The 20320-nt window shown below is 70.6% G+C and carries 16 protein-coding genes; 8 read left to right on the top strand and 8 right to left on the bottom strand.

Going from position 1 to position 20320, the window contains the following annotated elements:
- The first annotated feature begins 65 nt into the window (after window positions 1–65).
- The 6 genes from OG462_RS30640 (at window position 66) to OG462_RS30615 (ending at window position 6276) form a co-directional block, all read left to right on the top strand.
- The gene (locus tag OG462_RS30640) at window positions 66–470 is read left to right on the top strand and encodes a DUF742 domain-containing protein (RefSeq protein ID WP_030206207.1); all 405 of its coding nucleotides are present in this window, start codon (window positions 66–68) and stop codon (window positions 468–470) included.
- The gene (locus OG462_RS30635; RefSeq protein ID WP_161374012.1) at window positions 451–1032 is read left to right on the top strand and encodes an ATP/GTP-binding protein; all 582 of its coding nucleotides are present in this window, start codon (window positions 451–453) and stop codon (window positions 1030–1032) included. Before OG462_RS30640 ends, OG462_RS30635 begins: the two co-directional genes overlap by 20 nt.
- Before the next feature lie 338 nt (window positions 1033–1370).
- Window positions 1371–4649 carry a nitrate- and nitrite sensing domain-containing protein gene (locus OG462_RS30630; RefSeq protein ID WP_406062541.1) on the top strand — a complete coding sequence of 1093 codons (3279 nt, stop codon included), beginning with the start codon at window positions 1371–1373 and terminating at the stop codon, window positions 4647–4649.
- Between the two features lie 7 nt (window positions 4650–4656).
- Window positions 4657–5070, top strand: coding sequence for a roadblock/LC7 domain-containing protein (locus OG462_RS30625; RefSeq protein WP_053725133.1), 414 nt, complete (start codon window positions 4657–4659; stop codon window positions 5068–5070).
- Between the two features lie 92 nt (window positions 5071–5162).
- Window positions 5163–5714 (top strand): DUF742 domain-containing protein, encoded by a 552-nt coding sequence (locus OG462_RS30620; RefSeq protein ID WP_406062539.1) that lies wholly within the window; start codon window positions 5163–5165, stop codon window positions 5712–5714.
- A complete protein-coding gene (locus OG462_RS30615; RefSeq protein ID WP_187623077.1) occupies window positions 5695–6276 on the top strand; it encodes an ATP/GTP-binding protein in 582 nt (193 codons plus the stop codon). Before OG462_RS30620 ends, OG462_RS30615 begins: the two co-directional genes overlap by 20 nt.
- A gap of 206 nt (window positions 6277–6482) precedes the next feature.
- On the opposite strand, the gene OG462_RS30610 is transcribed toward OG462_RS30615, so the two are convergent.
- The 4 genes from OG462_RS30610 to OG462_RS30595 all read right to left on the bottom strand — a co-directional run bounded on the left by OG462_RS30610 (window position 6483) and on the right by OG462_RS30595 (window position 13123).
- The gene (locus tag OG462_RS30610) at window positions 6483–6686 is read right to left on the bottom strand and encodes an acyl-CoA carboxylase subunit epsilon (RefSeq protein ID WP_406062537.1); all 204 of its coding nucleotides are present in this window, start codon (window positions 6684–6686) and stop codon (window positions 6483–6485) included.
- Window positions 6687–6700: 14 nt separating this feature from the next.
- Window positions 6701–8284, bottom strand: a complete 1584-nt coding sequence (locus tag OG462_RS30605) for an acyl-CoA carboxylase subunit beta (protein ID WP_406062535.1) — start codon at window positions 8282–8284, stop codon at window positions 6701–6703.
- Between the two features lie 306 nt (window positions 8285–8590).
- Window positions 8591–12484 carry an endo-alpha-N-acetylgalactosaminidase family protein gene (locus OG462_RS30600; RefSeq protein WP_406062533.1) on the bottom strand — a complete coding sequence of 1298 codons (3894 nt, stop codon included), beginning with the start codon at window positions 12482–12484 and terminating at the stop codon, window positions 8591–8593.
- A gap of 129 nt (window positions 12485–12613) precedes the next feature.
- Window positions 12614–13123, bottom strand: a complete 510-nt coding sequence (locus OG462_RS30595) for a hypothetical protein (RefSeq protein ID WP_406062531.1) — start codon at window positions 13121–13123, stop codon at window positions 12614–12616.
- A gap of 223 nt (window positions 13124–13346) precedes the next feature.
- Between OG462_RS30595 and OG462_RS30590 the strand changes: the two genes are divergently transcribed.
- A complete protein-coding gene (locus tag OG462_RS30590; RefSeq protein ID WP_406062529.1) occupies window positions 13347–13958 on the top strand; it encodes a YceI family protein in 612 nt (203 codons plus the stop codon).
- Between the two features lie 119 nt (window positions 13959–14077).
- On the opposite strand, the gene OG462_RS30585 is transcribed toward OG462_RS30590, so the two are convergent.
- Complete coding sequence (locus OG462_RS30585) at window positions 14078–15235, bottom strand: serine hydrolase domain-containing protein (protein WP_406062527.1); 1158 nt, start codon at window positions 15233–15235, stop codon at window positions 14078–14080.
- 34 nt (window positions 15236–15269) lie between these two features.
- Window positions 15270–15773, bottom strand: coding sequence for a DUF4267 domain-containing protein (locus OG462_RS30580; protein ID WP_406062525.1), 504 nt, complete (start codon window positions 15771–15773; stop codon window positions 15270–15272).
- Between the two features lie 257 nt (window positions 15774–16030).
- On the opposite strand from OG462_RS30580, the gene dnaN reads away from it, so the two are divergent.
- A complete protein-coding gene (dnaN, locus tag OG462_RS30575) occupies window positions 16031–17134 on the top strand; it encodes a DNA polymerase III subunit beta (RefSeq protein WP_406062524.1) in 1104 nt (367 codons plus the stop codon).
- A gap of 44 nt (window positions 17135–17178) precedes the next feature.
- Here dnaN and OG462_RS30570 read toward each other — a convergent pair whose 3' ends face one another.
- Together OG462_RS30570 and cimA are read right to left on the bottom strand one after the other, a co-directional pair.
- Window positions 17179–18531 carry a hypothetical protein gene (locus tag OG462_RS30570; RefSeq protein WP_406062522.1) on the bottom strand — a complete coding sequence of 451 codons (1353 nt, stop codon included), beginning with the start codon at window positions 18529–18531 and terminating at the stop codon, window positions 17179–17181.
- A 53-nt stretch (window positions 18532–18584) separates the two neighbouring features.
- On the bottom strand, window positions 18585–20201 hold the full coding sequence (gene cimA, locus OG462_RS30565; RefSeq protein WP_406062521.1) for a citramalate synthase: 1617 nt from the start codon (window positions 20199–20201) through the stop codon (window positions 18585–18587).
- Window positions 20202–20320 lie beyond the last annotated feature (119 nt).

Below are 20320 nucleotides of genomic sequence, written 5' to 3'. Positions count from 1 at the left end.
CCCCACCCGGCCCCCCACCGGCCCCATCAGACGGCAGAACGTTTGCCGTCACGCCCGGAGGATTCATGACCCCGCCCCCCGCCTCTCACGATCCGTACGGCAATTCAGTCGACGAGTACGGACATGAGGGCGACCAGCCGCTGGTGCGTCCGTACGCGATGACCGGCGGCCGGACCCGGCCGCGCTACCAGCTCGCCATCGAGGCGCTGGTCAGCACCACGGCCGACCCGGCGCACCTCGCCACGCTCCTCCCGGAGCACCAGCGGATCTGCCACCTCTGCCGTGAGGTGAAGTCGGTGGCCGAGGTGTCGGCGCTGCTGTCGATGCCCCTCGGTGTCGCCCGCATCCTCGTCGCCGACCTGGCGGAGGCCGGCATGGTGGCGATCCACCAGCCGGGCAACGGAGAGACCGGCGGCACGCCGGACGTGACTCTGCTCGAAAGGGTGCTCAGTGGACTTCGCAAGCTCTAGCGGCGGCGCGGCCCGTTCAACCACCAGCGCGAAGATCGTGGTGGCGGGTGGCTTCGGCGTGGGCAAGACCACGTTCGTCGGCGCCGTCTCGGAGATCAACCCGCTGCGTACCGAGGCCGTCATGACGTCTGCGTCCGCGGGCATCGACGACCTCACGCACACCGGTGGCAAGACGACGACGACCGTCGCCATGGACTTCGGCCGCATCACCCTGGACCAGGACCTGATCCTGTACCTCTTCGGTACGCCCGGTCAGGACCGCTTCTGGTTCATGTGGGACGACCTCGTCCGCGGCGCCATCGGCGCCGTGGTGCTCGTCGACACCCGCCGTCTCGCCGACTGCTTCCCCGCGGTCGACTACTTCGAGAACAGCGGACTGCCCTTCGTCATCGCCCTCAACGGCTTCGACGGCAGCCAGCCCTACCAGCCCGAGGAAGTGCGCGAGGCCCTGCAGATCGGTCCGGACACCCCCATCATCACCACGGACGCCCGGCACCGCGCCGACGCCAAGAGCGCGCTCATCACCCTTGTCGAGCACGCCCTGATGGCCCGACTGAAGTAGCGGGACGACCAGGGCGGTTGTCATATGCCACCGCCGGGGCGGTCTGTGTCGTTCGACACGGCCGCCCGCGCGTTCATAACATTTCGACAGAGAATTGGGGCGCCTCGGACACCCGATGCATCCGATCGGTGTCACTGCGCTCACCTGAGCCCCGTCTTTTGACGGGGCTCGCTCTTTATGCCCGTTTTATACGAGGCTCGGGCCGGTGAAAGCTGCCACTGCCCACTGTTTGGAACCGACCCCCTTCACGTGCTGCAATTCATGAACTCCCGAGTAGTACGGCCCTGAACGAAACACCGGCACAACGTAGGTGCCGACGCCGAGAGGTTGTTGGTCGAGTGAGGCGCAGCAAGGAAAGCTCCGCGGAGCAGGAGACACGGGGCAACTTCACCCCGCCATCGCGCATGGTGATGTCGCCCGCGGACGTGCCCGTGACGCAGCCCGTCGCGGCCGCCACTCCGGGCAGCTCCAGCAAGCTTTCGCCCCGCAACTGGCGGGTGCCCACCAAGCTGAACGCGATCCTCTGCATACCCGTGCTCGTCGGCCTCGTCATGGGCGGCTTCCAGGTCAAGGGAGCGATCGACACGTGGCAGGAGGCGCAGGACGCCGAGAAGACGGCGCTCATCGTGCGCGCCGCCTCGGAGTACAGCACCGCCCTCCTCAACGAGCGGGACCTCACCGCGGCTCCGCTGCTCGCGGCGAAGACCCCCGAGGACCGCAAGGCCGACGAGGTCCAGCAGGCGTACGCCGCGACCGACGCCGCCCGGGTCAAGTTCGACGAGGCCGCCAAGAACCTGCCCTCGGGCCAGGGTCTCGAGCGCCGGCTGAAGCTCTTCCGCGAGGAGGAGCCGAAGCTCACCGCGCTGCGCACGACCGCGTACAGCCGCGCCCTCGACCCGGTGAACACCCAGCTCCAGTACACCGGCGTCCAGCACTACCTCACCGAGTTCTCCAACGAGCTCGGTCTCGGCACCGGCAACGTCACCGCCTACGGCCGTAGCGTCTACGCCATCCAGCTCGCCAAGGGCGCCGAGTCGCTGCAGCGCTCCATCGGCACCCAGCTCCTGGTCCGGCCCAGCCGCACCGAAACCGTCTTCGCCCAGCAGTCCGTGGCGTTCAACTCGTACAACTACCTGGAGCAGATCGCCCTCGGCGAGTTCTCCTCCGGTGGTATGCCCGAGGACGTCGAGATGCTGAAGAAGGTCATGACGGGCAAGGCCGCCGAGGGCGCCAAGCAGATGCAGGCCGCCGGCCTCGACCTGCCCAAGGGCAAGGACGGCTCCGTCTACTCCGGCGTGGCCACCGCGATCGGCTCCGCCAAGGGCCCCGAGGGCCTCGCGGCGCTCAAGTCCAAGGGCATCACGGCCGAGACCTGGCTCGCCGTCGCGACCGCCAAGTTCGAGGGTTACTCCGAGGTCGAGAAGACGCTCGTCGACAAGGCCGTGGCCGAGGCGATCAAGATCTCCGACGAGGCCAAGACGGACGCCATCGTCATCGGCGGCATCGTCGTCATCGCCCTGCTCGCCGCCTTCATCCTGGCCGGGATGATGGCCCGCCAGATGAGCCGCTCGATGCGCGAGCTGCGGACCGCCGCCTTCGGCATCGCCGAGCAGCGCCTGCCGATGCTGGTCGACCAGCTCTCCCGTACCGAGCCGGGCCGCGTCGACACCCGCGTCCAACCGATCCCGATCGACTCGCAGGACGAGATCGGCGAGGTCGCCCGCGCCTTCGACCAGGTCCACCGCGAGGCCGTCCGGCTCGCCGCCGAGCAGGCCATGCTCCGGGGCAACGTCAACGCGATCTTCACCAACCTGTCGCGCCGCAACCAGTCGCTGATCGAGGGCCAGCTGACCCTCATCACCGACCTGGAGAACAACGAGGCCGACCCGGACCAGCTGGAGAACCTCTTCCGCCTGGACCACCTGGCCACCCGTATGCGCCGCAACGGCGAGAACCTCCTCGTCCTCGCCGGCGAGGAGCCCGGCCGCCGCTGGGACCAGCCGGTCCCGCTGGTCGACGTCATGCGCGCCGCCTCCTCCGAGGTGGAGCAGTACGAGCGCATCGAGCTGGCGGGCGTGCCGGAGGCCGAGATCCACGGCCAGGCCGTGACCGACCTCGTGCACCTGCTCGCCGAGCTCCTGGAGAACGCCACCACGTTCTCCTCCCCGCAGACCAAGGTCCGCGTCACCGCGACCCGTCTCCCCGACGGCCGTGTGATGGTCGAGATCCACGACAAGGGCATCGGCCTCACCGCCGAGGACTTCGCGGACATCAACCACAAGCTGGCCAACCCGCCGACCGTCGACGCCGCCGTCTCGCAGCGCATGGGCCTCTTCGTGGTCGGCCGGCTCGCCGACCGCCACAGCATCCGGGTCCAGCTGCGCCCCTCGGGCGAGCAGGCCGGAACGACCTCGCTGGTCATGCTGCCGGACGCGATCACCCATGGTGGTGGCGGCGAGCAGCCGCTCCAGGACGACTTCACGGTCTCCCAGATCATGCCGCAGCAACAGCAGCAGAGCGCCTTCGAGAGCGCCCCGCCGCAGCAGCAGCCGATGCTGACCGCTGCCGACCTCGGCTTCGACGACTCGCGCTACGAGCAGCCGGCCGAGGAGGAGCGTCAGCTCGACCCGGTCGACCGCTCGCTCAAGCGCGAGGGGCGGCGTGCCGCCCTGGAGGCCCAGGCGCAGGGTGGCGACCGGCCGCTCTTCGTCGACGAGGCGGAGCAGCCGGAGGAGTACGGGCAGCAGGGCCAGGAGTACGGCCAGGCTCAGGAGTACGGCGGGCAGCAGGCCCAGGAGTACCCGGCGGAGCAGTACGCCCCGGCGCAGGATTACGGACAGCAGCAGCCCCAGCAGACGCAGGAGTACGGCCAGGAGTACGCGGCCGGATTCCCGCAGCAGCAGGACGGCTACGCGTACCCCCAGCAGGGCTACGAGGCGTACCCGCAGCAGGGCTATGCGGAAGCTTCGTACGAGACCCCGGGAACCGAACACCAGCAGTACGGCAATACGTTCGATCCCCAGCCCCACCAGGCAGAGTGGCAGGATCAGAGCGCGTACCAGGGCGGTTACCAGCAGCCGTACGGAGCGGAATCGGAATCTGCTCCCAGGGCCCCCGAACAGGCCCCCGACCGCGTAGGCTTCGACCGTCCGGGTCCGACCCCGAGTGCCGCCCCGGACGCCGGTCACGCGCTGACCGACGCCGGACTGCCGCGCCGCGGCAGCGTCGCCTCGCCGACCCAGCAGGCTCCGCAGCAGCAGGCACCGCAGCAGGTGAAGCCCGCGCAGCCGGCGCAGGAGCAGCAGAACGACGCCGACACCCCCGACGAATGGCGCTCGACCAACGACGAGCGCTGGCAGCGGGCCGGGAAGCTCAAGGACCCGAAGGCGGGCGGGGTCACCTCGTCCGGTCTCCCCCGCCGGGTCCCGAAGGCCAACCTGGTCGAGGGCACGGCTGAGCAGACCCCGCAGGGCGGCCCCCAGGTCTCCCGCGCACCCGAGGACGTACGGGGCAGGTTGAGCAACCTGCGCCGCGGCGTCCAGCAGGGACGCAGCGCGGGAACGGACACGAACGGATCGGGCCTCGGCCCGGGCAGTACCTACAACCAGGAGCGTTAGTGTGAGCATGAGCCAGGCGGCGCAGAATCTGAACTGGTTGATCACCAACTTCGTGGACAACACCCCCGGGGTGTCCCACACGGTGGTGGTCTCCGCCGACGGACTCCTGCTGGCGATGTCCGAGGGGTTCCCCCGGGACCGTGCCGACCAGCTGGCGGCCGTCGCCTCCGGACTGACCTCGCTGACCGCGGGCGCGTCCCGGATCTTCGAGGGTGGTGCGGTCAATCAGACCGTGGTGGAGATGGAGCGCGGCTTCCTCTTCATCATGTCGGTCTCGGACGGCTCGTCGCTGGCCGTCCTCGCCCACCCGGAGGCCGACATCGGTCTCGTGGGCTACGAGATGGCACTGCTCGTGGACCGCGCGGGCAGCGTCCTGACTCCCGACCTCCGGGCGGAGCTTCAGGGAAGTCTTCTCAACTAACAGACAGACAGTGCGTTTCGCGCCACCGCCCCGTAAGGTGCGGTGGCGCGGTTCCAAGGGACATGGACCGCGAGGCAGTCGGAGGAGGAGACGTGGGAACACCACCGGGCTCAAGCCCCTACAACGGTTATGACGCGCACCAGGCGCCGCTCGGCGACACCGCGCAGAACCGGTTCAACTTTCCCTCCACCCCGAGCAGACAGGGTGTTTCGCAGCCCTATCGGCAGCCGCACGCCCCGTCCGCGGGTGCGCAGGGCCCCTCGCGGGCTCAGTCCGCCGCCGGTTCCAGCAGCTCGGGCGGGCACAACCCGCTGGTGCGTCCGTACGCGATGACCGGCGGCCGGACCCGGCCGCGCTACCAGCTCGCCATCGAGGCGCTGGTCAGCACGACGGCCGATCCGTCCCGGCTGCAGGGGCAGTTGCCCGAGCACCAGCGGATCTGCCGGCTCTGCTTCGAGATCAAGTCGGTCGCCGAGATCTCGGCCCTTCTCTCCATCCCCCTCGGCGTCGCCCGAATCCTCGTCGCCGACCTGGCAGAGGCCGGACTTGTCGCCATCCACCAGCCGGGCGGCGACGAAGCCGCCGGCGGTCAGCCAGACGTGACACTGCTCGAAAGGGTGCTCAGTGGACTTCGCAAGCTCTAGCGGCGGCGCGGCCCGTTCAACCACCAGCGCGAAGATCGTGGTGGCGGGTGGCTTCGGCGTGGGCAAGACCACGTTCGTCGGCGCCGTCTCGGAGATCAACCCGCTGCGTACCGAGGCCGTCATGACGTCTGCGTCCGCGGGCATCGACGACCTCACGCACACCGGCGACAAGACGACGACGACCGTCGCCATGGACTTCGGCCGCATCACCCTGGACCAGGACCTGATCCTGTACCTCTTCGGTACACCCGGTCAGGACCGCTTCTGGTTCATGTGGGACGACCTCGTCCGCGGCGCCATCGGCGCCGTGGTGCTCGTCGACACCCGCCGCCTCGCCGACTGCTTCCCCGCGGTCGACTACTTCGAGAACAGCGGACTGCCCTTCGTCATCGCCCTCAACGGCTTCGACGGCAGCCAGCCCTACCAGCCCGAGGAGGTCCGCGAGGCCCTCCAGATCGGTCCGGACACCCCCATCATCACCACCGACGCCCGGCACCGCGCCGACGCCAAGAGCGCGCTCATCACCCTTGTCGAGCACGCCCTCATGGCCCGGCTGCGGTAGCTGTCCCCCGGCTCCCCGTACCGAAGGCCGCGTTCCCCCGTCCGGGGAGCGCGGCCTTCGGCGTATCGGGGAGCGTAGGGCCATCGGCGCATCGGGGAACGCGGGGCCTTCGACGTATCCGGAGCGACCGGTCCCGGGCAGCACGAAGGGCCGGAACCCGGCTTTCACCGGGTTCCGGCCCTTCTTCGGTTCTGCTTGGGCTCCGCTCAGCGCCAGCTGTGCGGCGCGCGGAAGCCGTGCTCGCGCTCCAGGCGGCGCCAGCCGGCCGTGGTGCGGCCGCGGTGGTCCGCCGTGGTGTCCTCGTCGGACCGGGCGGCGGCACGGGCGAGCAGGACCGCCGTGATGGCGGCGAGCTCCTCGGGGTCGGCGTGGCCCTTCTCGACACGGAGAAGGTTGGCAGGGCTTGTCACGTGGATGGCTCCTCTTACTGAGGCGGGTTGCCGTGCTTGCGGGACGGCAGGTCGGCGTGCTTGGTGCGGAGCATCGCGAGGGACCTGATGAGCACCTGGCGGGTGTCGGCGGGGTCGATGACGTCGTCGACCAGGCCGCGCTCCGCCGCGTAGTACGGGTGCATCAGCTCGGCCTTGTACTCCTTGACCATGCGGGCTCGCATGGCCTCGGGGTCCTCGGCCTCCGCGATCTGCTTGCGGAAGATCACGTTGGCGGCGCCCTCGGCGCCCATGACCGCGATTTCGTTGGTGGGCCAGGCGTACGTGAGGTCGGCGCCGATGGACTGGGAGTCCATGACGATGTATGCGCCGCCGTAGGCCTTGCGCAGGATCAAGGAGATCCGGGGCACGGTCGCGTTGCAGTACGCGTACAGCAGCTTCGCGCCGTGCCTGATGATTCCACCGTGCTCCTGATCGACGCCCGGCAGGAAGCCGGGTACGTCCAGAAGGGTGATGATCGGGATGTTGAAGGCGTCGCACATCTGCACGAAGCGGGCGGCCTTCTCGGAGGCCTCGATGTCGAGGACACCGGCCAGCGTCTGGGGCTGGTTGGCGACGATGCCGACGACCTGGCCGTCGAGGCGGGCGAGGGCGCAGATGATGTTGCGGGCCCAGCGCTCGTGGATCTCCAGGTAGTCGCCGTCGTCGACGAGCTCCTCGATGACCTTGTGCATGTCGTACGGGCGGTTGCCGTCGGCCGGGACCAGGTCGAGGAGGACCTCGGAGCGGCGGTCCGCCGGGTCCTCGGAGGCGACGGTCGGCGGGTTCTCGCGGTTGTTCTGCGGGAGCATCGACAGGAGGTAGCGGACCTCGGCGATGCAGGTCTCCTCGTCGTCGTACGCGAAGTGGGAGACACCGGAGACCCCCGCGTGGACGTCGGCGCCGCCGAGCCCGTTCTGGGTGATCTCCTCACCGGTGACCGCCTTGACGACGTCCGGCCCGGTGATGAACATCTGCGAGGTCTCACGGACCATGAACACGAAGTCCGTCAGCGCCGGACTGTAGGCCGCGCCACCCGCACACGGGCCCAGCATCACGCTGATCTGCGGGATGACACCCGAGGCACGCGTGTTGCGCTGGAAGATGCCGCCGTAGCCGGCGAGCGCCGAGACGCCCTCCTGGATACGGGCACCCGCACCGTCGTTCAGCGAGACCAGCGGCGCACCGGCCGCGATGGCCATGTCCATGATCTTGTGGATCTTCGTCGCATGCGCCTCACCCAGCGCACCGCCGAAGATCCGGAAATCGTGCGCGTACACGAAGACCGTCCGGCCCTCCACCGTGCCCCACCCGGTGATCACACCATCGGTGTACGGCTTCTTCGCCTCCAGGCCGAAACCCTGCGCACGGTGCCGGCGCAACTGCTCGACCTCGCTGAACGAACCGGCGTCGAGCAGCAGCTCGATGCGCTCGCGCGCCGTCAGCTTCCCCTTCGCATGCTGGGCCTCGGTCGCACGGTCACTCGGGCCACGGAGCGCCTGCTCACGCAGGACGTGCAGCTCGGCCACTCGGCCACGGGCGTCAGCGGGCTCGCTCGGGATCTGGTCCACAACGGTCATGTACCGACCCTACGAAGTCGAGCAAGAAAACCCCGCCGTCGACTCCGTACAGTCTCGCGTGTCGATTCCTGGTGGGGCTGGACAGAACGATGACCCGATCAGCACGAGTCAACAGCCAGACACCCCTCGTGTTTGTAGGGGTCCGACATAGACCTCGGTGGGCCGGGATTCGTCTGCCCCCTCGCCGGGCGCTTCGTCGCCCCTTCGCCGGCCCTTCGCCGGCCCTTCGCCGCCCACAAGGTAGCCCATGGTGCCGAAGGGCCCGCGACCCCCGAAGGGTCGCGGGCCCGGTGTCTCGCCCCGCGGTCAGCCTCCGCAGTGGAAGCGGGCGTTGCCCCAGTCCGCGTGGTCGTTGCCGTTGCCGTCGCCGCCGTCGCCGACCACCAGGTCGACCCAGGTGGCGCCGGTGACGTCGGCGGTGAGCGACCAGGCCGCGTCCGTGGCCTTGAGGACCGGGGACGTCACCTTCTCCGTGCCGTCGGCGAGGACGCTGAACCGGACGCTGCCCCGGCTGGTCTGGACGTCGTCCACCCCGACCTCGGCGGTGAGGGAGGTGCAGCGACCGCCCAGGTAGTAGCGGACCGTCGCGGGCGCGTGGCTGCCGAGCCCCTTGGCGTACGTCACTCCCCCGATCCGCAGCGGGGAACCGTCGCCGGTGCCCGTCTCGCCGTTGGAGAGGTCGCGCTCGACGGGGCCCCAGCCGTTGGTTGCCGAGGTCCAGTCGAGGTCACTGGCCCAGCTGTCGGCAGTGGGCGGCGGGGGCAGCGTACGGACGGTGGTGGCAGCGGTGAGCTTCCGCTCCCCTCCCCCGAGGGCGTACGTGAGGGAGGCGTCGAGCGTGTACGGCTGGTAGGCCGCGTCCACCGGAGGCGTCACCTGCCAGGTGGCGGTGGCCTTTCCGCCCGCCGCGACCGTGCCCAGGGTGACGGGTGCGGCCGGCTCGGCGGTCCAGCCCGCCGGGAGGGTGAGCTCGGCCCGGGCGCCGGAGACCTCGCCTGCCTCGTCGTTGGCGAAGGTGGCCGTGACCTGGTTGGGGCGGCCGGGCTCCAGGGTCTCGGGCGCGGCGACCGTGAGCGTGCCGCAGGCGGCGCGTTCGGCGGCCGGGCCGAGGTCGGTGACGGTGAAGGCGTCGAGGACGAAGTCGGCGCCGTCCGGGGCGTCACCGCGCTTGCGCAGACCGGTCCAGGTGTCGCCGCAGCCGGCGGTGACGGTCTCGGAGAAGTGCCCGTCGGCCCTCTGCTGCCCGATGGGGGTGCGGCGGGTCTCCACGGAGGTCCCGTTCGTACGGTCGTAGCCGGTGACCCACTCGTACGCGCCCGCGTGGCTCGACCGGTAGTCGTACTCGATGCGGTAGGTGCGGCCGTCCTTCATCGGGACGGTCCAGGGCGCAGTCCGGTAGACGAGTCCGCTGTTCTCGTCGTGGGACTTGAGGGACTCGGCGCCGCCGATGACGTCGTCGATCAGCTTCCCGTTCCAGCCGGCCTGGGTGTACGGGCCGTGCAGCTGGGCGATGTGGGTGCGCGGGTCGGTCGTACCGCCGGAGTCACCCTTGAGGAAGGGGCCCCAGCCCTGGTCGACGGCCTCGAAGTCCTCGTACACCAGGGTCCCGGCCTTGGTGGCGGGGGCGTTGGCGACGATCCGGACGTCGTCGATCCGGACGGTGGCGGAGCTGCCGCTCGCGGCCTGGATCCTCAGCGCGGTGCTGCCGTCGGCCGGTGCGGTGAAGGTGACCTTGGCGCGCTGGAAGCGGGTGCCGTTCCAGTCGGAGGCGGCGACCCGGTCCTGGAGCGAGGACCGTTCGACGGTGACGGCCTGCCCGCCGACGGAGATCGTGGTGGGCCGGGTGGCGCCGGGCTCGACCTCGATCAGGGCGGAGGCGGTGTACCGCTTGCCGGGGGTGAGCCCGGTGATCTGCTGCCGGACCGAGGCGGTGGCGGTGCCGGAGAGCTTCGCGCTGTTGCGGCCCTGCCCGTCGGTGTCACGGGCGACGGCGCCGGCCTTGGTCCAGCTGGCGAGCTTCGCTTCGTTGAAGCCGGGGTCCTTGACCGGGGTGCCCTGGCCCCACTTCGCGTCGGCCCGCGCGGGCGCGCGGTCGGGGTAGAGGACGTAGGGCTGTCCGGCGACGGCGTCGAGGGTGATCTTCCCGCCGGTGGGCCGGACGGTGGCGGTCTTCACGCGCCCGTTGTCGGTGAGCTTGTACACGGAGTACGAGCCGGCACCGGCGGGGACGGTCCAACTGGTCGTGCCGCCGGTCTTGTTGTAGTGGTAGAGCTTCTTCTCTCCGGCCTCGCCGCCGCCCTTGCCGCCGGTCTTGGTGCCATCCCAGGGCAGCAGGTAGTTCTCGCCGTCGAGGACCTTGCGACCGTTGTCGTAGAAGGTGCGGCGGCCGTTCTCGACGGTGCCGCGGATCCCGCCGGTGAAGGTGAGGTCGTTGCCGTTCCAGCGCGTGATCTTCTGCTGCTGGAGGTACTTCGCGGGCAGGTTCCGCTGCCAGATGTTGGCGGTGAAGTCGTTCCAGTCGGTCTCGCCGGTCCAGCCCTCGAAGTCGACGAGGGCGGTCTGGCCGAGGACCGGGTGGTTGTTCCAGACGTCCTTCTCGCCGTTGCGGATGAAGCGGACGATCTGCGAGTTGAGGCCCTTGTTGGTGGCGCCGCCGTAGTCGAGGTCGTTGGCCCAGTGGGACCAGAGGGAGGCCCGCTCGAACTTCTCGGACCACTCGGTGGCGACGTTCCAGCCCTGCGCCTGGACGGCGCGCATCGTCTCGTCGGCGATCCAGCCGTGGGTGTAGTAGACGTCGATGTAGAGCGTGGAGAGGTTGGCGTCGGTCTCGTCGCGCAGCTGCTGGAAGCGGCGGGCGAGGTCGCCGCTGTTGATGTCGCGGCGCTGGTCGATGTAGTAGCTCTGGTTGAGCCAGTTCCAGCCGGGCTTCGTCTTGTCGACGAGGGTCTCGCTGAAGTTCTTCGCCTCGGGGTACGACTCGGTGGCGTTGACGTGGACGCCGAAGTCCGCGCCCCACTTCCGGCCCTCCTTGAGGAGGACGTTGAGGTCGCCGAGGCCGCCGGCTCGCTTGTTGTAGTTGCCGCCGTAGTCGGGGTGGGCGGAGTCGTGGCCCTCGGAGCCGTACCCCTTGAGCAGCGCGAACTGGCCGAGTCCGTCGGTGGAGAGCGAGATCCGCTTGACGTCGTCGAGGGTGCGCAGGAAGGGGTGGGTGGCCTGCGAGGCGAAGTTGAACGGAATGTGGGCGACGACCCGCCCGGGGGTCTGTTCGCTGCCGGGGGCCTTGATCCCGATCGTACGGAAGGCGACGGCGCCGTCCTGCCAGTCGGTGGTGCCGTCGGCGTTGGCGTCGGGGGTGACGACGACCTTGGCCCAGGGCAGACCGTCGCCGCCGGCGGGCTTCGGTGCGCCCTCGCCGCGGTAGGTCCACTGGCCGGACCAGACGCCGACGCGGGTCTCGGTGCCGCTCCTGCGGGCCTGGTGCCAGAAGCGGGCGCCGTCGCGGGCGGACGCCCCGGCGGGCTTGTCGTAGCTGGAGTTGGACTCGACGGCGGCCGCCAGCTGCCCGGTGCTGACGATCGCGTAGCTCGCGCCGACCGGGTTCGTCTCGGCGGCGGTCGCGTCGGTGACCTGCGCGAAGACGTCGGCGGTACGGGTGGAGTCCGGGTCGAGCCGGGTGAAGGCGGTCGCGGCGCCGGCGTCCGATGAACCCACGGAGACCAGGTCGTGGCCCGGTATGTCGAGGGTGCCGACCCGGAAGCCCTCGGTGTCGCGGACGGCGGTCACCCGGAAGGTGGTGGTCCGCCCGTCGACGCTCAGGCGCGCGTCGATCTCGACGCCTGGCAGGTCGGGGAAGGCGAGGGTGTACGCGGCGGAGCCGGCGGTCAGGACGGGGGCGCCCTTGGCCTGGACGGCACGGGCGGTGCCGTTGAGGACGATCTGCGTGACCGGGGCCGTACTGCCGAGGAGACGGGCGCCGGTCGTGCGGTCGGTGTACGAGAGGACGCGGGGGAAGTCCTCGGCGACGGCGACGGAGAGCTGGGGGGAGGCGATGACGGCGGTGCCGGTGGCCGCGGTGACGGCCGCCGTGCCACCGACCGCGGTGCCCTCGGCGAGGGCGGGCCCGGCCAGGGCGAACACGGCGGAGGAGGCGACGGCGAGCGCACAGGCCGCACGGACTCTTCGCGAAGGGGTGAGGGACATGCGCACCAGTTGGCCCCGCCCCGGCGGCACCGTCAACGAGATCGCGCCGCGCGGGCCCCTCCAGTCCAAGAACCCCCTTCGGTTAGTCCAAGTGACCACCGAAGGGGGTTCCTCGAGGTCTGCGGCCGGTCAGCAGCCGCCGCAGTTGTAGAAGGTCACGTCCCAGTGGTTGCCCTCGTCGGCGTAGACGTTGCCCGCGCCGGACTTCCACTGCGGGGCGCCGTCACCCCGTACACCGATGTACGTGAACGTGTTCTTCACGTAGTTGGTGACGCAGGTGGCCTTGCCGAAGTCGAGCTTGTAGCCGTTCCAGTGGGAGTACGTGCCGCTCGCGTGGCCCGTCTCGGTGCCCCCGGTGATGTTGAGGGCGCAGCCGCTGGCGCTCTTGAGGGTCTGGGCGCCCTGGGCCGTGGCGAGGTTGAGCTGGTCGAAGGACGTGCAGGTGGAGACGTTGCGGTTGGAGCAGCCGCCGGACGAGGACCAGGTGATCCCGGAGGACCGGAACATCGAGGTCGCGGTGGCGTGGCTGATCTTGGTGACCGCGTGGGCCTCGCCCGCGGCGGTGAGGACGCCGATGCCGGGTGCGAAGAGCGCACCGAGGACGAGGGCCAGGGCGGTGAGGACGGAGCGGAGCTTCATGGGGTTGCCTCCTGCTGATGACCGTGACGGTGGGGACGGTTGTGCAGGTGGTGCTCGTCGCGCAGGGAGATGGTGCCGTAGTTCTACGCGCGTCCGCCAGAGGGCGTCGGTGTCCTCGTGAAGCCGTTCGGATGAACATCCTCCATAGATGTTGAATGTTGAACGGAATAGGGTTACAGTCGTTCTCGTTGAAGGTTCAACAAACACCGACAAGGAGCATGTCATGGGTCTCTTCGGCCGCAAGAACAACGAGTCCACCGTCGCCACCGCCACCCTCCCGGTGGACCCGGCCCTGGCCGCCCTGACCGGCGAATACACCATCGACCCGGCCCACAGCAGCATCGGCTTCACCGTCCGCCATGCCATGGTCACCAACGTTCGCGGCACCTTCGCCCAGCACGAGGGCGCCCTGAAGCTGGACGGCGCGAACCCGGACGCCTCCACCGCCTCGATCGACGTCAAGATCACCTCGATCGACACCGGCATCGCGGACCGCGACGGTCACCTGCGCAGCGGCGACTTCTTCGACGCCGAGCAGTTCCCGCTGATGAGCTTCCGCTCCTCGGCCGCCGAGCAGCTGGGCGGCGACAAGTACCGGGTCACCGGCGACCTGACCATCAAGGACGTCACGAAGCCGCTCGCCATCGACCTGGAGTTCAACGGCTCCGCGACGGACGTGTACGGCAACGAGCGCGTCGGCTTCGAGGGCTCCGCCGAGATCCTGCGCTCCGCCTGGGGCCTGACCTGGAACGCGGCCCTGGAGACCGGCGGCGTGATGGTCAGCGACAAGGTCAAGCTGAACTTCGACATCTCCGCGATCAAGAACGCCGCCTGAGCCTGACCCCCGGGGCCCTTCCGGGCCCCCTGCCGGACCCTCCGGACACACGAGCGCGCCCGCCCTCCGCAGCAGCGGAAGGCGGGCGCTCGGCGTTGCGCTTCAGGATCCCGCGGGAGCTAGCTCCGGCTCGCGGCCGCCGCGACCACAGCCGGGATCAGACGGTCGTTCTCGGCAGCGCCGGGGCCTCCGGCGAAGGCGAAGCGGCGGCGGGTGTAGCTGTAGGCGAGGCCGGTGGCCGGGTCGGCGAAGGCCTGGGAGCCGGGGGCGCCGCTGTGACCGACGGCGGCGGGGGTGAGGGCCGGGTAGCGGGTCGACAGCGCGACGAAGCCGAGGCCGAAGGCGTTCTTCTCGCCGGTCACCATGTCCTGGCCGGAGGAGTGGATCCGGGCCACCTCGGCCAGGGTGTCCGGGTTCAGGAGCGGGGCGCGCCCGTCGAGTTCGCCGGCGATCGCCGCGTACATCCGGGAGAGCCCGCGTGCGGATCCGATGCCGCCGCCGGAGAGCGGCGCCCGCGCCCGTACCGTACGGGAGTTGGCGTACCCGACGCCGTCGAACGGCGGGTCCGCGTGGAGGTTGAACGCGATGGCCAGGAGGCTGTCGGGGGCGATCGGGTTCTCGTCGAGAAGTGCCTGCTCGGCGGGTGTGGGCAGCATCGGCAGGGCCGTACGGAAGCGGGGCTCGAGGTCCTCGGGCAGGCCCAGGTAGTAGTCGAGCGCGTACGGGGCACGGACCCGCTCCTCGAACAGCTCCTGGACCGTCCGGCCGGTGGCCCGCAGGACGACCTCGCCGACGAGGGCGCCGATCACGAGCGCGTGGTAACCGTGGGCGGTGTTCGGCTCCCAGAAGGGGCGCTGCCCGGCCAGCCGTGCGGCGATCGCCCGGTCGTCGGCGAGCTCGTCGGGGCTGAGGCCGCCGTCGGCGCCGATCACGCCGGAACGGTGGGCGAGCAGTTGCCGCAGGGTCAGCTCCCCCTTGCCCTCGGCGGCGAACTCGGGCCACCAGGAGGCGACTTCGCGGTCCAGGTCGAGGACGCCGTCCTGGACGAGGAGCGCGGCGACCAGGGCCATGGCGCCCTTGGAGGAGGAGTAGAGGCCGAGCAACGAGTCCCCGTCGACCCCGTCGCCGCCCCAGAGGTCCACGACGAGACGGCCGTGGTGGTGGACGGCGAGCTGGGCTCCGCCGTCACGCGCCTCGTTCGCCACGACGGTGGCGAACTCCTCTCGTACGGACTCGAATCCGGGCTCCACCGTGCCGTGGACGTGGACGTCACTCATCGCGCGCTACTCCCCCTGAAATTGACCGACTTGTTCAGAAGCTGGAACGATCAAGGGTGCGGTTTCCTTCCCGCGCGCCGTCCCGCATCGCGTCCCGCACCCCATCCCTCGTCCCACTCCGCGTCCCGTTCGGCGTCCCGGCCTTCCCGCCGTCTTCCGCGCTCGTCGCGAAGAGGAGTCCGGCGGCGAGGAGCACCACGGCGCCGGTCGCGGCGTGGATGCCGAGCGCGGCGGCGTATCCGCCCCCGTGGGCGAGGACGGCGAGCGCGTCACCGAAGGGGACGATCGCGAGCAGGAGCATGACCCAGGCCAGCGGGCGGCGCTTTCCGAGGGCGAGCAGGGTGAGGACGATCGCGCCGTTGGCGAGGTCGCGGGCCGCCTTGACCGCGAAGTATCCGGCGGCGTCGCCCTCGGGCCAGGAGGGGATGCCGAAGCCGGCGGCGGCGGTCTCGGGGCCGAACAGGAAGTTGATGCCGAACCAGAGGCAGGCGAGCCCCAGGAGCACGGACAGGACGGTGGCGAGGCGGTGTGTGCGCACGGTGTTCACGGGTCCCCCAAGGACATTGATCTAGCATCGCTAGGACTGACAGCAACGCTAGACCTTGCATCGCTACCCTGTCTAGCGGTGCTAGCTCATCGGTCGCGACCTCGACCCCCTCGCCGAACTCACCTGGAGCGCCCTGCACGGCCTCGCCACCCTCGACTGCAGCGGCAGGCTCCGGCCCGACCTTGCCGAAAGACGCCTGAACCTGCTGGTCAACGGCATTGTCAGTGGCGGCAGCTAGCGTCGGCGGCATGGAATTCCGTATCGACAGCGGTGTGTTGACCGATGCCGTGGCCTGGGCCGCGCGCGTCCTGCCGGCCCGTTCCCCCATGCCCGTCCTCGGCGGCCTGCTCCTGGAGGCGGCGGACGGCCGACTGCGGGTCTCCGGCCTCGACCACGAGGCCTCGGCCCGGGTCGAGGTCGAGGCCGACACGGACGTCGAGGGCCGGGCCCTGGTCCTGGGGCGGCGGCTGCTCGACATCTGCAAGGTGCTCCCCCGGGGCCATACCGAAATCGCGGTGGAGGGCGCCCGCCTCTCGGTGACCTCCGGCGACGCCCGCTTCGGCCTCTCCCTGCTGCCCCTGGACGACTACCCGGCCCCGCCCGCACTGCCCGAGATCCGTGGCCAGGTGGACGGGGACGCCTTCGCGACGGCGGTCGGCCAGGTGGCCGTGGCGGCCGGCCGGGACGACTCGCTGCCGGTCCTCACCGGGATACGGCTCGCCCTGGACGGCACGACCATGACGCTCGCGGCCACCGACCGCTACCGCTACGCCGTCCGCACCCTGGAGTGGAAGCCGGGGGCGGAGAGCCGCGACGAACCCGCCGACGTGGTCGTCCCGGCCCGGCGCCTCACCGAGATCGCCCGCTCCCTGGCGGGCACGGGCCTCGCCCGGCTCGCCCTGAACGGCGGCTCGATCGGCTTCGAGAACGGCGGCCTGCGCACGACCACCCGTCTGCTCGACGGACGCCTCCCCCGCCACGACAAGCTCTTCACCCTGGGCGACCACGCCCTGGCCACCACCGACCGGGCCCCGCTGACCGAGGCCGTGAAGCGGGTCGCGGTCGTCGCCGAGGGCGACAGCCCGGTCCAGCTGACCTTCACCCCCACGTCGATCCACCTCCAGGCGGGCTACGAGGACGACGTGGCCTCCCAGAAGCTCCCGTCCACCCTCACGGGCCCGGACACCCTGTCGGTCGCCTTCAACCCCGGCTACCTCCTGGACGCCCTGACCACCCTGGACGCCGAGAAGGTCCACTTCCACCTCCTGGGCCCGGGCCAGCGCGCCCTCCTCACCGACGGCCCGGAAGCGCACCACCGCCACCTGCTGATGTCGGTGAAGCCACTGGTCTGAGGGACCGCCGAGGGCCTGTCCGGCGGATCGGAGTCGGACAGGCCCTAGAACCCGCCGCCGCCGAAGTCGCCGCCTCCAAAGCCTCCGCCGTCGCCTCCGAAGCCTCCGCCGTCACCGAAGCCGCTGCCGCCGAAGTCGCCGGAGTTGAAGTCGGCGCCGGAGAAGTCGCCGCCCTCGAATTCGTTGCCGCCGTACTCGGCCGCGTAGGCCGGGGTGGAGAGCATCGAGCCGAGGACGGTGCCCATCAGGAGGCCGGGGAGGAGGCCGCCGCCGAAGTATCCGCCTGCCCAGGGGCCGTAGGCCGGGCCCGCTTCCCAGTACGGGCGGCGCACGCCGTCCGCGTCGACCGTGCGGGCCATCGGGTCGAGGCCGTCGTCGAGACGGGACGCGTCGGCGGCGCAGACCGGGACCTGGCGGGCGGTGCCGCCGGTCGGGGTCCAGGTGCGGTCCTCCGTGGAGGGGCCGTGGCGCGGGTCGAAGAAGCAGGGGGCGCGGCGCTCGGGAAGCGGCCGGGACTCGCGGCGGGCGGCCAGGACGGCGAGCGAGTAGCGGCCGTCGTCCAGGGCCTGGGTGACCGCGCGGACGTCGTGGGGGCGGCCGGCGGAGGCCATCAGGGACTTCGCCTTGTCGTACGAGTCGAGGGAGCGTTCGTAGTCGCCGCGCATGGCGTCGTCGGCGCCCGCCTCGGCGGGATGGAAGTCGAGGCGTTCGAGTTCCTCGCCGAAGGCGGTGATGTCCTCGTCGACGACGACCCGGAGCTTGTCGAGGGCGGCGCGCTCCTCGGCCTCCTTGCGGAGCCGGTTGCGGCGGACGACCGCGTACGCGCCCGCGCCTCCGGCGGCGACCACGGCGCCGAGGGTCACGAGCCCGGCGACGGGGACGCCGTTGTCGGTGCCGACGGAGCCCCAGCCGGCGGGCGCGGAGCCGCGCAGGGTGGGCAGGGCCTGGTCGACGAAGTTGTTGAGCTCGGTGGCCGCGTCGACGCCGGGCTGGCGTACGGAGGTGACGAGGTTCTGTACGGCCTGCTCGGACATGACGGAGCGGTCGGCGCCCGCGTCGAAGCCGTCACCGAGGCGGACCGCGTACAGCCCGGTGACACCGGTCTGGGTCCGCAGGTTCGCCAGGAGGTCCTTCGGCGGGAACTGCGCGTTCGCGGGCAGGACCGCCACGAACAGCGGCTTGTCCGCGTCCTTGATCTTCTGGGCGAGGGCGTCCGCCTCGGTCTTCGACAGCTGATCGGCGGCGCCCGGGTCGACGTACACGGGGCCCTGTTTCAGTGCGGCGGCCGCGTCGGGGATCCCCGTGGCCCTGGCGCCCGCGGAGGGGGCCAGGACCAGGAGCAGCAGCAGTATCAGCCCGGCGAGGGCCGACAGTACGGAGAGCGGCCTGGTCCTCATGGTTCGACGCTACCCGAACCAGGACCAACTAGACATAGCAGGCCTTGCGCCTCCTATTCGGCGGGGTCGATCCCGGCCCGCAGCACTCCGTACGTGAAGGCGTCCTCCAGGGCCTGCCAGGAGGCGGCGATGACGTTCTCGCCGACGCCGACCGTGGACCACTCGCCGTTGCCGTCGCTGGTGGTGATCAGGACGCGGGTCGTGGACTCGGTGCCGTGGCGGCCCTCCAGGATGCGGACCTTGTAGTCGACCAGCTCGAACTTGGCGAGCTGCGGGTAGATCCGCTCCAGGGCCAGGCGCATCGCGCGGTCGAGGGCGTTGACGGGGCCGTTGCCCTCGGCGGTGGCGACGATCCGCTCGCCCTTGGCCCAGAGCTTCACGGTGGCCTCGTTGGCGTGGGTGCCGTCGGGGCGGTCCTCGACGATCGCGCGCCAGGACTCCGTGCGGAAGTAGCGGCGGGCCCGGCCCTCGGCCTCCTCGCGCAGGAGCAGCTCGAAGGAGGCGTCGGCGGCCTCGTACGTGTAGCCCTGGAGTTCGCGCTCCTTGACCCGCTCGACGACCCGGGCGACGAGCTCGCGGTCGTCGCCCAGGTCGACCCCGAGCTCCTTGCCCTTGAGCTCGATGGAGGCGCGGCCGGCCATGTCGGAGACCAGCATCCGCATGGTGTTGCCGACCAGCTCGGGGTCGATGTGCTGGTAGAGGTCGGGGTCGACCTTGATCGCGGAGGCGTGGAGCCCGGCCTTGTGCGCGAACGCGGAGACGCCGACGTACGGCTGGTGGGTGGAGGGGGTGAGGTTGACGACCTCGGCGATGGCGTGCGAGATGCGGGTCATCTCGGCCAGCGCGCCGTCGGGCAGCACCCTCTTGGCGTACTTGAGCTCCAGGGCCGCGACGACGGGGAAGAGGTTGGCGTTGCCGACCCGCTCGCCGTAGCCGTTGGCGGTGCACTGGACGTGGGTGGCGCCGGCGTCGACGGCGGCCAGGGTGTTGGCGACGGCGCAGCCGGTGTCGTCCTGGGCGTGGATGCCCAGGCGGGCGCCGGTGTCGGCGAGGACGGTGGCGACGACGGCCTGGATCTGGGCGGGGAGCATGCCGCCGTTGGTGTCGCAGAGGATGACGACATCGGCGCCGGACTCGTGCGCGGCGCGGACGACGGCCTTGGCGTAGTCGGGGTTGGCCTTGTAGCCGTCGAAGAAGTGCTCGCAGTCGACGAAGACTCGGCGGCCCTCGGAGACCAGGTGGGAGACGGTGTCGCGGACCATCTCCAGGTTCTCGTCGAGGGTGGTGCGCAGGGCGAGCTCGACGTGCCGGTCGTGCGACTTGGCGACGAGCGTGACGACCGGAGCGCCGGAGTCGAGGAGGGCCTTGACCTGCGGGTCGGCGGCGGCCCTGCCACCGGGCCTGCGGGTGGCGCCGAAGGCGACGAGCTGCGCGTTCTTGAACGCGATCTCCTGCCGGGCGCGGGCGAAGAACTCCGTGTCACGCGGATTGGCTCCGGGCCAGCCGCCCTCGATGAAGCCCACACCGAACTCGTCCAGGTGCCGGGCGATGGTCAGCTTGTCCGCGACGGTGAGATTGATGCCTTCACGCTGCGCCCCGTCGCGCAGCGTCGTGTCGAAGACATGGAAGCTGTCGTCGAGGCGCGAGCTCTCGGCGTTCTCCGTGGTCATGACTGTGATGGCTCCTGTCGGATGTGGCTCCGGAAGGTCTGGATCCACTTGCCCCCATTCTCACGCGACGTCCGCTTCCGGCGTGGGTGGGGCCGGAAAACGAAAAAACCCCTCGCGGG

Origin of the sequence: Streptomyces sp. NBC_01077, assembly GCF_045162855.1 — a bacterium.
In the GTDB taxonomy this organism is placed as follows: domain Bacteria; phylum Actinomycetota; class Actinomycetes; order Streptomycetales; family Streptomycetaceae; genus Streptomyces.
This window is presented reverse-complemented; position numbering and strand designations above follow the sequence as displayed.

Excerpts from the sequence above, each read along its gene's own strand:
- OG462_RS30600 (WP_406062533.1), bottom strand. The coding sequence starts at position 12,484 with ATGTCCCTCACCCCTTCGCGAAGAGTCCGTGCGGCCTGTGCGCTCGCC.
- OG462_RS30595 (WP_406062531.1), bottom strand. The coding sequence starts at position 13,123 with ATGAAGCTCCGCTCCGTCCTCACCGCCCTGGCCCTCGTCCTCGGTGCG.
- OG462_RS30590 (WP_406062529.1), top strand. The coding sequence starts at position 13,347 with ATGGGTCTCTTCGGCCGCAAGAACAACGAGTCCACCGTCGCCACCGCC.
- dnaN (WP_406062524.1), top strand. The coding sequence starts at position 16,031 with ATGGAATTCCGTATCGACAGCGGTGTGTTGACCGATGCCGTGGCCTGG.
- OG462_RS30625 (WP_053725133.1), top strand. The coding sequence starts at position 4,657 with ATGAGCCAGGCGGCGCAGAATCTGAACTGGTTGATCACCAACTTCGTG.
- OG462_RS30605 (WP_406062535.1), bottom strand. The coding sequence starts at position 8,284 with ATGACCGTTGTGGACCAGATCCCGAGCGAGCCCGCTGACGCCCGTGGC.
- cimA (WP_406062521.1), bottom strand. The coding sequence starts at position 20,201 with ATGACCACGGAGAACGCCGAGAGCTCGCGCCTCGACGACAGCTTCCAT.
- OG462_RS30585 (WP_406062527.1), bottom strand. The coding sequence starts at position 15,235 with ATGAGTGACGTCCACGTCCACGGCACGGTGGAGCCCGGATTCGAGTCC.
- OG462_RS30570 (WP_406062522.1), bottom strand. The coding sequence starts at position 18,531 with ATGAGGACCAGGCCGCTCTCCGTACTGTCGGCCCTCGCCGGGCTGATA.
- OG462_RS30640 (WP_030206207.1), top strand. The coding sequence starts at position 66 with ATGACCCCGCCCCCCGCCTCTCACGATCCGTACGGCAATTCAGTCGAC.